This window comes from Lysobacter enzymogenes, assembly GCF_017168095.1.
In the GTDB taxonomy this organism is placed as follows: domain Bacteria; phylum Pseudomonadota; class Gammaproteobacteria; order Xanthomonadales; family Xanthomonadaceae; genus Lysobacter; species Lysobacter enzymogenes_D.
The window spans coordinates 1-14,481 of record NZ_LXSD01000269.1 but is presented as its reverse complement, the minus strand read 5'-3'; the positions used below and the strand labels follow the sequence as shown (position 1 = coordinate 14,481).

Annotated in this window: 10 protein-coding genes and 1 pseudogene; 7 read left to right on the top strand and 4 right to left on the bottom strand. The window is 68.7% G+C overall.

The annotated features are described in order from the left end of the window. The 5 genes and pseudogenes from A7A76_RS07800 to A7A76_RS07780 form a co-directional block, all read left to right on the top strand. Positions 1 to 278, top strand: a pseudogene (locus A7A76_RS07800) (DNA polymerase Y family protein); the annotation flags it as partial. Next, positions 275 to 3,418, top strand: a complete 3,144-nt coding sequence (locus A7A76_RS07795; RefSeq protein WP_206410666.1) for an error-prone DNA polymerase — start codon at positions 275 to 277, stop codon at positions 3,416 to 3,418. The pseudogene A7A76_RS07800 and the gene A7A76_RS07795, both read left to right, overlap by 4 nt. Before the next feature lie 268 nt (positions 3,419 to 3,686). Continuing rightward, complete coding sequence (locus A7A76_RS07790; RefSeq protein ID WP_206410665.1) at positions 3,687 to 3,950, top strand: hypothetical protein; 264 nt, start codon at positions 3,687 to 3,689, stop codon at positions 3,948 to 3,950. A gap of 162 nt (positions 3,951 to 4,112) precedes the next feature. Then, positions 4,113 to 4,493: a hypothetical protein gene (locus tag A7A76_RS07785; protein WP_241200794.1), complete on the top strand. Its 381-nt coding sequence runs from the start codon at positions 4,113 to 4,115 to the stop codon at positions 4,491 to 4,493. Next, a complete protein-coding gene (locus A7A76_RS07780; protein ID WP_206410664.1) occupies positions 4,490 to 7,465 on the top strand; it encodes a zeta toxin family protein in 2,976 nt (991 codons plus the stop codon). The genes A7A76_RS07785 and A7A76_RS07780 overlap by 4 nt, the downstream gene beginning before the upstream one ends. Before the next feature lie 137 nt (positions 7,466 to 7,602). On the opposite strand, the gene A7A76_RS07775 is transcribed toward A7A76_RS07780, so the two are convergent. The 3 genes from A7A76_RS07775 to A7A76_RS07765 are packed head-to-tail and all read right to left on the bottom strand — an operon-like array spanning position 7,603 to position 9,789. Next, complete coding sequence (locus A7A76_RS07775; RefSeq protein WP_206410663.1) at positions 7,603 to 8,145, bottom strand: response regulator transcription factor; 543 nt, start codon at positions 8,143 to 8,145, stop codon at positions 7,603 to 7,605. Next, the gene (locus A7A76_RS07770) at positions 8,142 to 9,350 is read right to left on the bottom strand and encodes an ATP-binding protein (RefSeq protein WP_206410662.1); all 1,209 of its coding nucleotides are present in this window, start codon (positions 9,348 to 9,350) and stop codon (positions 8,142 to 8,144) included. The genes A7A76_RS07775 and A7A76_RS07770 overlap by 4 nt, the downstream gene beginning before the upstream one ends. Before the next feature lie 28 nt (positions 9,351 to 9,378). After that, a complete protein-coding gene (locus tag A7A76_RS07765) occupies positions 9,379 to 9,789 on the bottom strand; it encodes a hypothetical protein (RefSeq protein ID WP_206410661.1) in 411 nt (136 codons plus the stop codon). Here A7A76_RS07765 and A7A76_RS07760 point away from each other — a divergent pair. Then, positions 9,788 to 10,213, top strand: a complete 426-nt coding sequence (locus tag A7A76_RS07760; protein WP_206410660.1) for a hypothetical protein — start codon at positions 9,788 to 9,790, stop codon at positions 10,211 to 10,213. The genes A7A76_RS07765 and A7A76_RS07760 overlap by 2 nt on opposite strands. A gap of 334 nt (positions 10,214 to 10,547) precedes the next feature. Next, positions 10,548 to 10,973, top strand: a complete 426-nt coding sequence (locus A7A76_RS07755; RefSeq protein WP_206410659.1) for a hypothetical protein — start codon at positions 10,548 to 10,550, stop codon at positions 10,971 to 10,973. Positions 10,974 to 11,081: 108 nt separating this feature from the next. On the opposite strand, the gene A7A76_RS07750 is transcribed toward A7A76_RS07755, so the two are convergent. Beyond that, positions 11,082 to 13,841 carry a TonB-dependent receptor plug domain-containing protein gene (locus A7A76_RS07750; RefSeq protein ID WP_206410658.1) on the bottom strand — a complete coding sequence of 920 codons (2,760 nt, stop codon included), beginning with the start codon at positions 13,839 to 13,841 and terminating at the stop codon, positions 11,082 to 11,084. Positions 13,842 to 14,481 lie beyond the last annotated feature (640 nt).

The following is a 14,481-nucleotide window of genomic DNA, read 5'->3' as shown; positions in this document are numbered from 1 at the left end:
CCGTGCTCGGCGACGCGCCGGCCGCGCGCGGCAAACCGGCGCCGCCGCCCGTGCAGCCGTCGACGCGCCCGGGCTGGCTGCTGGCCGAACCCGAACCGCTGCGCGAAGCGGTCGCGCGCATCCTCGCCGGTCCGGAGCGGATCGAATCGGGCTGGTGGGACCAGGACGACGTGCGCCGCGACTACTACCTGGTGGAAACCGTACGCGGCCAGCGCGCCTGGGCCTACCGCGACGCCGGCGGCGACGGCGCGCTGACCGTGCACGGCTGGTTCGCATGAGCGCGCCCGCGCCCGCGCGCGGCGACGCCGCGCTGCCCGATTACGCCGAACTGCATTGCCTGTCGGCTTTCAGTTTCCAGCGTGGGGCGTCCACTGCCGACGAACTGTTCGACCGCGCCCACGCACTGGGCTACCGCGCGCTGGCGATCACCGACGAGTGCACGCTCGCCGGGATCGTGCGCGCCTGGCAGGCGGCGCGGCGCACCGGCCTGGCCTTGATCGTCGGCAGCGAGATCCGCGTGCACGACGGCCCGAAGCTGGTGCTGCTGGTCGCCGACAGCGCCGGTTACGCCGACCTGTGCGGATTGATCACGCAGGCACGGCGGCGCGCGGCGAAAGGCGAATACCTGAGCCTGCGCGAGGACTTCGCCACGCGCAGCGATCATCTGCTGGCGCTGTGGCTGCCCGACGGCGACGCCCGCGACGAGGAACACGCGCAGTGGCTGCGCGCGCGTTTCGACGAACGGCTGTGGCTCGCAGTGGAACTGCACCGCGGTCCCGACGACGACGCGCGGCTGGCCGCACTGACCGCGCTGGCGCGCCGCCACGGCCTGCCCGCGGTCGCCGCCGGCGACGCGCACATGCACGAGCGCGCGCGCCGGCCGCTGCAGGACGTGCTGACCGCGGTGCGCCACCGCACCACCGTGGCCGAGGCCGGAGCCAGGCTGTTCGCCAACGGCGAGCGCCACCTGCGCATCCGCCGCGCGCTGCAGGCGATCTATCCGGCGCCGTTGCTGGCGCAGACCGTGCGTATCGCCGACTTGTGCGCGGACTTCGACCTAAAGCGCGGCATCGATTATCAATACCCGCACGAGCTGGTCCCGGCCGGGGAGACGCCGAAAAGCTGGCTGCCCAAGCTGGTCGCCGAAGGCGCGGCCAAGCGCTGGCCGCTGGGCGTACCGGCCGACTCGCAGCGGCAGATCGAACACGAACTCGACATCATCGGCCGGCTCGACTACGAATCCTATTTCCTGACCGTCCACGACATCGTCCGCTTCGCCCGCGAACAGAGCATCCTGTGCCAAGGCCGCGGCTCGGCGGCCAACTCCACCGTATGCTTCGCCCTGGGCATCACCGAGATCGACCCGACCCGAATGGGCATGCTGTTCGAGCGCTTCATGTCGGTCGAGCGCAACGAGCCGCCCGATATCGACGTCGATTTCGAGCACGAGCGGCGCGAAGACGTCCTGCAATACGTATTCAACCGCTACGGCCGCGACCGCGCCGCGCTGACCGCGGTCGCGATCAGCTATCGCGGCCGCAGCGCCGTGCGCGACGTGGCCTCGGCGCTGGGCATGCCGCAGGACCAGATCGCCGAACTGGCGCGCACGCTCGACCGCTGGAGCCGGGACGTGCCGCTGGCCGAACACATCCGCGAACGCGGCATGGACCCCGACTCGCCGCTGCTGCGCAACATCCTGGCGTTGAGCCTGATCCTGGTGCAGCAGGCGTTTCCGCGGCATCTTTCGCAGCATCCGGGCGGCTTCGTGGTGTCCGAGCGGCCGCTGCACACGCTGGTGCCGGTAGAGAACGCGGCGATGGACAACCGCACCATCGTGCAGTGGGACAAGGACGATCTCGATGCGATGGGGCTGCTGAAAGTCGACTGCCTCGCGCTGGGCATGCTGACGGCGATCCGCAAAGTGTTCGCCCTGCTCGACGCGCACGGAGTTCACGGGCTGGACATGCCGAGCATTCTGGAACAGCCCGACGACAGCGAGGTCTACGACATGATCTGCGACGCCGACACCATCGGCGTGTTCCAGATCGAATCGCGGGCGCAGATGTCGATGCTGCCCAGGCTCAGGCCGCGCAAGTTCTACGATCTGGTGATCGAGATCGCGATCGTCCGGCCAGGGCCGATCCAGGGCGACATGGTCAATCCGTATCTGCGCCGCCGACAGGGCCTGGAGCCCATCGAGTATCCGTCCGCGGAACTGGAGACCGTGCTCAACCGAACCTTCGGCGTGCCCTTGTTCCAGGAACAGGTCATGCAGATCGCCATGGTCGCCGCGGACTACACGGCCGGCGAGGCCGACCAGTTGCGCCGCTGCATGGCGGCCTGGAAGCGGCACGGCGGCCTGGAACCGCATCGCGACAAACTGTTCGCCGGAATGATGAAGAACGGCTACAGCGAGGACTTCGCCCACCGCATCTTCGAACAGATCAAAGGCTTCGGCAGCTACGGCTTCCCCGAATCCCACGCCGCCAGCTTCGCCCTGCTCGCCTACGTCAGCTGCTGGCTGAAGTATTACCACCCCGCCGCCTTCGCCTGCGGCATCATCAACTCGATGCCGATGGGCTTCTACACCCACGGCCAGATCCTCCACGACGTGCGCCGCAAGGGCGTGACGGTCCTGCCGGTGGACGTGCGCTACAGCGACTGGGACTGCACCCTGGAAGCCCTGCCCGGCCGCGGCGAACGCAAGCATCCGCATGCGATCCGCATGGGACTGCGCCTGGTCAACGGCTTCGACGAAGCCTCCGCCGACCGCATCAGCGACGCGCGCGCGCAGGCGCCGTGGCGCGATGTCGACGACCTGTGCGAACGCGCGGGGCTGGACGCGCGTCTGCGCGCGGTGCTCGCCGACGCCGGCGCGTTGCGCGCGCTGGCCGGGCATCGCCATCGCGCGCGCTGGGCGGTGGCCGGCGTGGACACGCAACTGCCGCTGTTCGCCGGCGTCGCCCGCAGCGAAGCGCAGGTCGCGCTGCCGCTGCCGAGCGCGGGCGAGGACGTGCGCGCCGATTACGCCATGCTCGGCACCACCCTCGGCCCGCATCCGCTGGCGCTGCTGCGCAGCGCGCTGCACGCGCGGCGCTGCCGGCGCTCCTCGCAACTCAAGCAGGCCGATCACGGCCAGCGCGTGCGCTTCGCCGGGCTGGTCACGGTGCGTCAGCATCCGGAGACCGCCAGCGGGGTGACCTTCCTGAGCCTGGAAGACGAGGACGGCATGGTCAACGCAGTGGTCTGGCGCGACCTGGCCCAGCGCCAGCGGCGGGTGCTGGTGGAAGCGCGATTGATGGCCATCGACGGCAAGCTCGAACGCGTCGACGGCGTGCAGCACATCGTGGTGTCGCGCATGGAAGACCTGACGCCGCTGCTGGGGTCGCTGGCGACGAGTTCGCGCGATTTTCATTGAGGGCGCGGTCGTCGCCCGATCCAAGTCCGGCGCATCCAATCATGCCGCGCTGCATCGAGCCGAATCGAATGCGGCTGGCACGGATCGAAAATTGCGCATCGAGCTGGGGCGACCATGAAAAACGTGCAAAGAATGCAATAAGACACGCACACGCACATTCAATACGTGCGAACGCCGATAATATTTTTCGCGCTCACTTGGATTTAACCCGTGCCCGTTTCGCCGCGGCTAGGATGCCCGGACACCACGAACACAAGGACCAGAGTTCATGAAGAAGTTCCCCTGCCTCGCTCTAGCCGCGCTCATCCTCGTCGCCAGCGCCCCCGCGCTGGCCGAAGTCGGCAACCTCAACAACACCGGCTACGGCGCGACCAAGGCCGATGCGGAAGCCAAGGCCAAGAAGAACCTGGAAGAGGCGTGCCACTCGCGCAACGGCAAGATCGTCGAAGGCTCGTTCAAGGTCACCTTCGACAAACCCTTGACCAACGGCCAGCATTATGTGGATGCGACCATGCAATGCGACATTCCGTAAGCATGCGATAAGGCACCAAAATTACCGCATCGCTCTAAAGCCCCGCAGCGCGCTGCGGGGCTTTATCATTTCAAAATGCGCCCGACGCCAAAGCTTGGCTGAACTACGCCGCAGCCCGATACACTAGATTTTTCGCTCACTACTGCACGGCAGGCAACGACCATGACGAACTCAGATAACACGCCCGCCACATTGCCCGGTGGACAGCCACGTCCTCCCGTGCCGAAAGGCTTGCGGGAAATGCTCAAAGACTATCCGGAGCACATAGAGCGGCTTCAAGAAGTCCTGAACTATGTCGTTGAGACATCTTCAGCGGGAGTCAGTCCGTTTGATCGCGCAATTTGGGTATTGGAAGCCCGCCTAGAGACCTTCATCTCCGAAGCCCGCGATGAGCTTGAGGCCGCCGAGGCCAGTGGCGACGCGGAAGCGATTGCACGTGCTAAGGATAAGAAATATCTGATGGGCTCCTCACGGCATCGGGGAATGCACAATCTGCATGATCTCCACCTCTACTTCCAGGCAAACAAGGATGCCTTCGAATGATGGCCTCCGACACCCGCTTGGATCAAGCAACGCATGCTCATATTTTTGCCGAGCAGGTAATTCCTCAAAGCACATTTCTTGATGCCACCCCGCAGGCCAATCCCAAAGCGATCATTTTGGCTGGGCAGCCCGGGGCAGGGAAAGGCCAACTCGCGGATAAAGCGAAATTTGAGCTTGCTTACGATGCTGTAAAAATCGACCCCGACGAACTGCGCGATTACTACCCTAGCGTTGGGCAACTGCGCCGCGAGAGCCCTTATGCCTGGTCACATCATACGCACGCCGACGCCGGTCAATGGGCCGACGAATTGCGCGATGCGGCGGTAGCCGGGCGCAAGAATTTCATCTTCGATACCACACTCAGCAATGGGCAGTGGACGACAGAGCTGATCAAAGACTTGCAGTCCCGTGGATATCAGGTGGAAGTGCGGGCCATTGCCGCGCACAAGCTGGAAAGCGAACTTGGCGTCGACAAGCGATTCACCGACAAGCTGGATCTGGATGGCCACGGCCGCTACGTCCCCGAAGGCGCACGCGACGCCATCTACGCCAAGGTGCCCGCCAGCCTGGACACCATCCAGGCCCATACCGGCGTGCCCATCCGCATCTTCAGCCGCGAAGGCGCCGAACTCTACGACAGCCGCAGCGATCCGCGCCCACCCGGACAGGCGCTGGAGGCAGCGCGCAATGCGCGGCTCAGCGACCCCGCGATCACACAGCAGTTGCGCGAGGGCTGGGAGCAACAAGTGCAGTGGCATCGCACCTTGCCCGAACATGCGCGGACCATTCCGAACATCGATGCCGCCGTTCAATCCAGGCTGCTGGAAGAACACGCCGCACTGAAAGTCGGCGAAGGCGTCGTCGTTCGCGCCGAAGGCATCGCCACGATCGACGAGTTGGTCCGCCCCGGCGCGCCGCCCGCTCGCGTTCCCGCGCCCGAATCCGCAATTCCCGGCCTTGCCCGGGCGGGCGCAGCCGCAGGCTTGGCCGGCTTGGGCGTGGCCGCCAGCGCCTACGATGCGGCAAAGACCGGGTCTCGGGTAGATACCTTGCTGGCCCAGGACAATCCCCTGGCCGCGCAATCCGAGCTGACCCATTACGCCGCGCGCGGCACCGGCGGCTGGATCGGCGGCGCGACGGCGGGCGCGGTCGCTACTGCGATGGCAAGCGGCCCCGGCGTGGCGGGCTTCATCGCGATCGGCGGCGCGGCCGTGGCCGGCGCGCATGTCGGCGAGCACGTCGCCACGGTCTTGGATAGCCACAAGACCTTCAAGCAGACCGACCGTCAGGGCGTTCACTGGGAGTCGAACGGACGGCAATGGGTGCGCCAGGACTTGGGCGACCTGATCGACGACGGCCAGAACAGACCGGTGAAACAGGCGTTTTCCGCCGACCCGGAAAAGGCGGCCGAATTGAACTACCGAGCCAGCAACGCGGCGACGGAACTGGCGATGGGAAAGTTGCAGCCGCCGCGCAATCCGTATGCCCAAGCGGCGGCGGAGAACGATCCGCCGAGCCTGCGTCGCGCCGATTGGGAGCGCGATCCGCAAACCGGCGCGTGGGATCGTAAGGTCGTCGTAGGGTTTGAACAGCCCGGCGTGCCGATGGTTCGAAACGACACCGCCCGTCCCGAGCGCGCCGCCGAACTGGATCGCGCTTCGGCGCAGGTCGTCCGCGACAACATCGCCAGCGGCCCGGCCCCGTTGGCCGCGCGCTATGAGCTGGTGTATCGCAGCGAAGGCTGGGAACGGTTCGGTGAGGTGCCTGTCTCCATTCAATCGGGGCTGCGCGACGATTCGCTGGTCGCTTCGGACGGAAAGTTGTATCAGCGCACGGCGCAGGGGCAATGGCAGCGCGACGGCGAATTCGTGGCGGCGGCCGGGAACCTGCGTCAGGAACTGGACAGCACGCGCGCCGCGTTGCAGCCGCAGTTGGCTCAGCACGAGCGACAGCTCGCCGCGATTCCAACCCGGCAGCCGCCGACCTTGGAGGACATCGAGCGGGCCGACTTGGTGGCGACCTATCGGGCGCACGGCATCGATCCCTATCAAAAGCCGGAGCAACTGGAAGCAACCCTGGAGGCGGTGCGCCGTACCCAGCAGGACTACGGGGTGGATCCGCTCACGACTTCGCTGCATCTGCGACGCAACGCGGGCGGCGGCTTCGACATCGACAGTCCGATCGAACATATCGGTCGAGACGCGGACGGCGCGAACCGGGTTCACGCCGTCACCAGTCCGCTGGAAGTGCAAATGGCGATGCTGGATCTGCGTTCGCCGCCGCCGGCCGCACCGCAAGCCCCGGAACTGCGGATCGCGAACTTGTCGCCGCAGCAGCAAGAAGCGTTGGAGCACGTCGTGCGCGAGGCGAACCGGCTGGGTTTGCAGCGCGACGACGTGCAGGCGGCAGCCAGGCAGGCCGTGGCCGGCGCGACAATGAGCGCACCTGCGCCTGCCGAGGCGGTGCCGGCGCGCCCGGGCATGGCGACGGTGGTCGCACCGGATCGCGCGGCGCCAATATCCGCCACGCCGACCGCCCGCGGCCCCATGCCGGGGCCAGCCGACCCCACTGCGCCTGCGCCGCCCAGGGCGGACTTCGCGGCCGTGGCGCAGCCGAACTCAACGATGGACGTGTCGCAGTTGCCGCCAACCGATCAAGCGATGTTCGCGAAGATTCGCGCCGACGCGCCCGGCGGCATCCCGGATGAGGTCGTGGCGGCGGCGATGCTCTCGGCCAAGCGCGACCACATCCACGATGCGGACGGCATCGCGCAGGTGGGCGTCGCCAACGGCAAGCTGTGGGTCGGCGCGACCACGCCCGGCTTTTACGGCGCGGCGTCGCTGTCCGAGCCGCCCGCGATGCAGGACACCTTGCGCGAGGCGCAAACGTTCAATCGGCAGCGCGAGCAGCAGCTGGCGCAGGATGCGGCGCAGCGCAACCCGGATGATCCGAACCGTGGGCCGACACGCTAATGGGGGATCGGATGAACGCGATCACCCTATCGGAAAAATCTACCGGCTCGCCGATCGGCGCGCGGGCTCGAATGCAGTCGGCCTGAAGCGCTGCGCGCGGCGGCCTCCACCCCCATCGTCCGCAAGCGCCGAGCGCCCTACTCCGGCCGCTCCTTGACCGGCCGCTTGGCCAGCTTGCGCTGCAGCGTGCGCCGATCCACGCCGAGCACGCGCGCGGCCTGCGAGACGTTGCCGCCGCATTCGGCCAGCACCCGCTGCATGTGCTCCCAGCCTTGCCGGCGCAGCGACACCGGCGCCGCCGGCGGCGGCGCGGCGTCGTCGCCGGGCGCTTCGAACGACTGCGCCAGGGCGTCGATGTCGAACGGCTTGGGCAGGTAGTTCCAGGCGCCGCGGCGCATCGCATCGACCGCGGTGGCGATGCTGGCGTAGCCGGTGGCCAGGACGATGCGCGCCTGCGGGCACAGCCGGCGCAGTTCGCCGATCAGCAGCAGGCCGTTGTCGGCGCCGAGCTTGAGGTCGAGCACGATGCCGTCCGGCGCGAACGCTTCCAGCGCGGCCAGCGCGCTGGCCGCGTCGTGGCGCGCCTGCACTTCGATGCCGCGGCGCGCGAGCAGGCGCGCCAGCACCTGGCAGAACGCGAGGTCGTCGTCGACCAGCAGGATGCGCGCGGGCAGGCTCATGCCGCGTCCTCCGCCGCCAGCGGCAGTTCGACTTCGGTGACGCAGCCGCCGCCCTCGCGCTCGCTTTGCTTCACCGTGCCGCGGCTGCGCTCGATGCTGGAGCGCGAGATCATCAGGCCGATGCCCAGGCCGGTGCCTTCGCCGTCGCGGCGCGGCCGGGCGATGCGCGCCGGGCCCGCGCCGCGGTCGCGGATGGCGATGTTGAGCCGGCCTTCGCGCAGCGAGGTGTCCACCTCCACCGGCGCGTCGACACCGGCCGCGGCGTTGGCGTCGGCGGCGTTGTTGATGAGGTTGATCAGCGCCTGCTGCAGGCCGGCGTCGATCCGCACCCGGCGCTGCGCCGCGCCGCCGGCGAAACGCGCGGTGGCGTTGGGCCGCAGCAGCCGCCAGCGGTCGACGCAGGCGTGGACGAAGTCGTCGGCCGCCTCGACCGTGGTCTCGCCGGCCGCGCCGCGGCGGGCCATGTCGGCCAGCGCGCGCACGTGGTCGCGGCAGTGCGCGAGCTGCGAGCGCAGCAGTTCGATGTCCTCGCGCGGCGGCGGATGATCGCCGCCGAGCCAGTCGTCGACCAGCAGGCCCATCGTCGCCAGCGGCGTGTTGAGCTCGTGCGCGGTGCCGGCGGCGAGTGAGCCCAGCGCCGACAGCGATTCGTCGCGGATCGCGCGCTCGCGCGCCTCCGACAAACGCCGGCGCTGCTCGCGCACGATGGTCATGAACCGGCTCAGCACCACCGCCATGATTCCGGCCGAAAGCAGGAAGTTGACCCACATGCCGGTGACGTGCAGTTGGAAATCGCTGCCGTGCAGGTGCGGCAGGTCGACGTGGTGGCCCATCAGCCAGGTGTACAGCGCCGCGGTCAGCACGGTCAGGCCGAGCATCGGCGCGATGTCCAGGCCGATCGCTGCCAGCGCCACCGGCACCAGGTACAGCGACACGAACGGATTGGCCGGGCCGCCGGAGAAATACAGCAGCGCGGTCAGCGCCAGCAGGTCCACCAGCAGTTGCAGCGCCAGCGCGCGCGGGCCGGCGTCGCGGTGGGCGAGCCACCACCAGTGGCTGAGCACGTTGAACAGCAGCAGCCCGGCCGAGATCGCCAGCAGCTCGCGGGTCGGGATCGGCAGCCCCAGGCGCTGGGCGACGAACACCACGGTCAGCATCTGGCCGGCTACCGACAGATAGCGCAGGTAGATCAGCAGTTGCAGCACGGGCGGGTCTCGGGGGCGGAACGGGCGATTATCGCACCGCGCCGCCGATGCGGGCTGCGGCAACCCGCCGCGGTGCGGCGGGCGCGAGCCGGTTCAAGCCGGACTTCGCAGCGGATTTCCAGGCGCGCGGGGCCGAATCGGGCGGAAACCAGGCCTGCGGCATGGGCCGCGCCGCGGCCGCGATCGTGGGCCGGACGTCGAAGCCGGCGCTCGCTTCGCGGCGCGGGCGCGGGCCGGCGCGCCGACGCGGCAGCCGCTCGCGCCGAATCGTGCTGCGGCGCGGCGCGAAACCCGACCGCCGCCGCATTTTTGCGCGCGATGCATCGACGCAGCGGCAGCCGCGCCTGTCAATAACGACACCGCGCCGCGTCGCGCCGGCGCGCGGCCTAAGCTTCGCGATGCCAGGAATGGACTGGCGATACGCAGGAAGGACTCTCATGAAGACGATTGGATCGATGCTGGCCGACGCCGCGATGTGCGGCGCGCTGGCGCTGACCGCGGTCGGCGCGGCCGTCGTGCCCGCCACCGCGCAGGCCCAGGTTTCCGGCAATCCGCTGCTGTGGTGCTTCATCGGCCCCAACGACCAGCCGGGCAACGGCCCGTTCGGCCGCTGCACGACGTTCTATCCGTCCAGCAGCTATCGCGCCGACTTCGAAGTGCGCAACCTGCCGGCCGGCAACTACAGCTATGTGTGGACCAACGAAGTCGGCATGGTGCTGCCGTGCACGACCAACCGCTGCTACGTCACCTACCGCGGCGCCGGCGGCGGGATCGTCGACTCGGTCTCGGTGACCTACACCAATCTGGCCACCGGCCAGTCCGACACGTTGGGCCGCACCGTGGCGATCGGCGGGCCGATCTGAGGCGAGGTCGCGACGGCGACCGCAACGAGCTTCGTCGGTTACGCGCAGCCTTCGCACGATGACGCGGAAAAACGGGCCGCCCGGCCCGTTTTTCTTTCCGCCGCGGCATCGCCGCCGGGCGCGAATCGCGCAGCGCCGGGCCGGCCTGCGCCGTACGGCGCGGCATCGTGCTGCGACGCGGCGCAAAACCGCATCGATGCCGCATTAACCCGCGTCGGCCATCACCGCGCGCCGCCGCCGAGCGGTCGCTTGCGACCGTGCGCGCCGCGCGCGACCGCGCCGGCCTAAGCTCGGCCGGCCAGGACTGGACTGGCGATTCAAAGGAAGGAAGGCCATGAAAACGATTGGATGGACGCTGGCCAACACCGCGCTGTGCGCGGCGCTGGCGTTGACCGCGGTCGGCTCGGCCGTCGCACCCGCCGCCGCGCAGGCGCAGATCGGCCTCGGCCCGCGGCTGTGGTGCTTCGTCAGCCCGAACGACATGCCGGGCGATCCCAACTTCGGCCGCTGCGCCTCGTTCTATCCCGGCTCGCGCAGCTACCGCGCCGACCTGGAGGTGCGCGGTCTGCCGGCCGGCAGCTACACCTACGTGTGGAGCAGCGAATCGGCCGGCACGCTGCCCTGCTCCACCCAGAGCTGCACCCGCACCTACCGCGGCGACGCGCCGGTCTCGGACCTGATCTCGGTGACCTACACCAACCTGGCCACCGGCGAGTCCGACACGCTGGCCGACACCGTGCAGATCAACGGGCCGATCTGAGCGGCCGGCGCGCGCCGCCGCGTCCGCTATCGACAGACGAAAAAAAGCGGGCCGAGGCCCGCTTCTTTTCGCCCTCGCGCAGCGCCGCCGCGCGATCGGCCGCCCGGCTCAATCGAACTTGATGTCGTACTCCAGCCAGAACTGGCGGCCATAAGGATCGTAGTTGCCGACCGGATAGAACGGCCAGCCGCCGTTGTTGCGGTCCTGCGGCGGGTTGGAATCGCGCAGGTTGTTGACGATCAGCGACAGCGTGGAGCGGTCGCCGAACTTGTACGACACGCTGCCGTTGTACTTGGTGTACGGGGCGTAGCGGCCGCTGCCGTCGCTCTTGGGCAGGCTGCCGTAGCGGTAGGCGCTGAGGTTGGTGGTCCACGCGCCGATCGACCAGGTCAGGCCGGTGTTGACCTTGCTGCGCCAGTCGCCGGCTTCCAGCGGGTCGAGGGTGTTGCGCAGGTCGATGCGCGGGTCGTCGGCGAACTGCTGGTAGTCGTGCTTGATCACCAGGGTGTAGGCGATGTTGGCGGCGAAGTCGCCGAAGCGGCCCGCGCTCCAGCGCACATTGGTCTTGACGTCGACGCCGTCGGTGCGCTCGGAGGCGGCGTTGATCGCGTTGACCAGCACGCGCCGCACCTGGTCGGGCTGCACCGGCGCGTCGGACGGGTTACGGATCACCCGGCCCAGCACTTCGCGGCAGTTGGCCGAGTTGATGTCGCGCGGCTCGCCGCCGAGCGTGCGGCCGAGGCGGCAGTCGGCTTCCTCGCGCAGGATGCGGCTGCTGCTGAGGTTGGTGACCTCGTCCTCCAGGCGCACGGAGTAGTAATCCACCGACAGGTCGAAGTGCTCCGACGGCGACCACACCACGCCCAGGCCGTAGGACTTGCCGTTCTCCGGCTTGAGATTGGTGTTGCCGGTGCTGGTGTAGTCGATCGCCAGGTTGGAGAAGTCGCAGTCGTCGTAAGGCTGGCCGGCGGTGCGGCAACGCCAGTAATCGGTCATGCCCGGGTTATAGCCGCGGGTTTCGGCGGCGAAGATGTAGTTCATGTCCGGCGCGCGGAAGCTGGTGGCGGCGGTGGCGCGCAGCAGCAAGGTGTCGGTCGGACGGTATTCCAGGCCGGCGTTCCAGGTCGCCTTGCCCGACTTGCGCCCGGCGAAGCGGAACTCGTCGTAGCGCGCGGCGGCCGAGGCGGTCAGGGTGCTGAAGATCGGAATGCTGAGCTCGGCGCCGATCGCGTAGCGGTCGCGGTCGCCGCTGGAGCGCGAGCCGGCGCTGGTGTTCCAGAACGTGCCATCGCCCAGGCGCGGATCGGGGCGGTTGTTGTAGCCCTGGGTGCCGGCTTCGATGACGCCGGCGAAGCCGACCGAGCCGGCCGGCAGGTCGAACAGGTTGCCGTTGACGCTGAAGCTCAGGTTCTGGATCCAGGCGGCGTTGACGCCTTCGTAGAAGCCGGTGAGGCGCTGGTAGTCGGCCGGCGTCAGCGGCGCGTACAGGCGCGCCGGATCGGGGTTGTAGATGCCGATGCCGGCCGCGGTGGTGCCCAGGCGCGGGCCGAGGAAGAACTCGTTGATGCCGGCCAGGAACTGGCGGCGCTTGGTCCGGTTCTCGTTGCGGCCGTGGTTGTAGGCCAGCTCATAGTTCCAGTCGCTGTCGCCGAGCGCGCCGCGCGCGCCGACCGAGAACGCCCACGAGCGCTCCAGGAAGCGGTTGTTGTTGGCGTGGGCAGAGCCGATTTCCTCCGGCGCGATGCGCCGGTACCAGATCTCGTTGAGGCCGCTGGCCTGGTTGAGGAAATAGTTGTTGTCCGAGGTCCAGCTCGGCGCGCGGGTGTTGTTCTCGATGCTGGCGATGCCGAGCTGCACGTCGGCGAACAGTTCGGTGCGATCGCTCAGGTGCCAGGTCAGCAGGCCGTAGGCGTCGGCGTTCTTCTTCTGCGTCTGCACGGTCCAGAACGCCGGCGCGGCCTCGTTGCTGCCGCAGTACCAGCCCTGGCGCGGGTTGTTGGCGCGGAAGGTCGAGCCGTGGTACAGGCCCGCAAGCCCGCCGCAGGCCGCGCCCGGATCGATGTAGTTGTTGGTGCGCGCGTTGCGGCGGAAGCCGACCTGGGTCGGGTTGATGCGCTCGCCGGTCGGGTTGTCGAGCAGCGAATCCATGAAATCGCGCTGGTCGCCCCAGATCGCCTGGCGATGCGAGAGCTCGACGCCGTAGACCGCGTCGAAACGGTCGCTGGAATGCCCGCTCACCACCTGCAGGCGCTGGTTCTGGCCGCCGCCCTGCTCGGTGCCGCCGACGCGCACGTTGAGCTGGGTGCCTTCGAACTTCTTCTTGAGGATGAAGTTGACCACGCCGGCGACCGCGTCGGAGCCGTACACCGCCGACGCGCCGCCGCCGAGCACTTCGATGCGTTCGATCAGCGCGCTGGGAATGTTGGCGAGGTTGACGACGTTGACCGAGCCTTCGTAGGCCAGCGGATAGTCGGCCTGGCGGCGGCCGTTGATCAGCACCAGGGTGTGGTTCGGCCCGAGCCCGCGCAGGTTGAGCACGTTGGCCGCCGGGGTGAAGGTGTTGCCGTAGTCCTCGCCCTGGACCACGCCGGTGTTCTGGCTCAGCGCGGCGAGCGCGTCGAAGGCGTTGCGGAAGCCTTGCTTGTCGATCTGCTCGGCGTTGATGACGGTGACCGGCGACGGGCCTTCCAGGCTCGCGCGCGGAATGCGCGAGCCGGTGACGACGACCTGGTCGAGCGTGGTGGCGGCGCGGTCTTGCGGCGCGTCGGCCTCGGCATCGGCCGCCAGCGCGGGCGCGGCCAGCGCCGACAGCGCGAGGGCGAGAAACACGGACAAGGGCCGGCGCTGCGGCCGGAACACGGCTTGCATGGGGGAAATCCTCTGCGGATGGAAGGCCCGGGGCCGCGCTGGTGGAATCCCCTGATGCGCGCCGCGGCGATGGAGCATCTTTGTTGCTGCGCAACATGAGCAGAAATGAAGCCCGCGCATCTGCTTATGTCGTGCCGGTATTTGCTTCTTCGCCGATCAGTCTGCCGCGCCCGTTGCAGCAGGCGTGTGCCGCCGCGCACGGATCGCGAACGCGCGCGAGCCGCGCGGCGATGCTCTCGAAACGGCAAATGCGGCAAAGCGCACGGGCTGCACGACACCGCCTAAGCGCAGCGCGCGTGGCCGATGTCACGCGCGAGCCGCAAAGCGTTTGGCGCCTGCGCGGCAAGGCGGCGAGAGCCACACGCAAACAGTGACGCCGCGCATCCGCGTTCATGGCGTTCTGTGATCCACCGCGGACTCTGCCGCTTGCCGCCGCCCTAAGCTCGCGCCCCCGTTCGCCCGCCGTCGTCACGCCGTGTCGACGCCAGCCCAACCGGAGTGCGCCATGTCCAGCCCGCTGTCGAATTCCGAGCGCGAAACGCTGCGCCGCCATCTGCTGCAGCGCTACGGCGCGCTCGGCCGCGCGGCGCCGTCCAAGGCCGCGCGCGCCAGGCTCGCCGACGCCCGGCGGACCGCCGCC

Coding starts and splice junctions, on each gene's coding strand:
- A7A76_RS07785 (WP_241200794.1), top strand. CDS start 4,113: ATGACGAACTCAGATAACACGCCCGCCACATTGCCCGGTGGACAGCCA.
- A7A76_RS07755 (WP_206410659.1), top strand. CDS start 10,548: ATGAAAACGATTGGATGGACGCTGGCCAACACCGCGCTGTGCGCGGCG.
- A7A76_RS07795 (WP_206410666.1), top strand. CDS start 275: ATGAGCGCGCCCGCGCCCGCGCGCGGCGACGCCGCGCTGCCCGATTAC.
- A7A76_RS07790 (WP_206410665.1), top strand. CDS start 3,687: ATGAAGAAGTTCCCCTGCCTCGCTCTAGCCGCGCTCATCCTCGTCGCC.
- A7A76_RS07760 (WP_206410660.1), top strand. CDS start 9,788: ATGAAGACGATTGGATCGATGCTGGCCGACGCCGCGATGTGCGGCGCG.
- A7A76_RS07765 (WP_206410661.1), bottom strand. CDS start 9,789: ATGAGAGTCCTTCCTGCGTATCGCCAGTCCATTCCTGGCATCGCGAAG.
- A7A76_RS07780 (WP_206410664.1), top strand. CDS start 4,490: ATGATGGCCTCCGACACCCGCTTGGATCAAGCAACGCATGCTCATATT.
- A7A76_RS07775 (WP_206410663.1), bottom strand. CDS start 8,145: ATGAGCCTGCCCGCGCGCATCCTGCTGGTCGACGACGACCTCGCGTTC.
- A7A76_RS07750 (WP_206410658.1), bottom strand. CDS start 13,841: ATGCAAGCCGTGTTCCGGCCGCAGCGCCGGCCCTTGTCCGTGTTTCTC.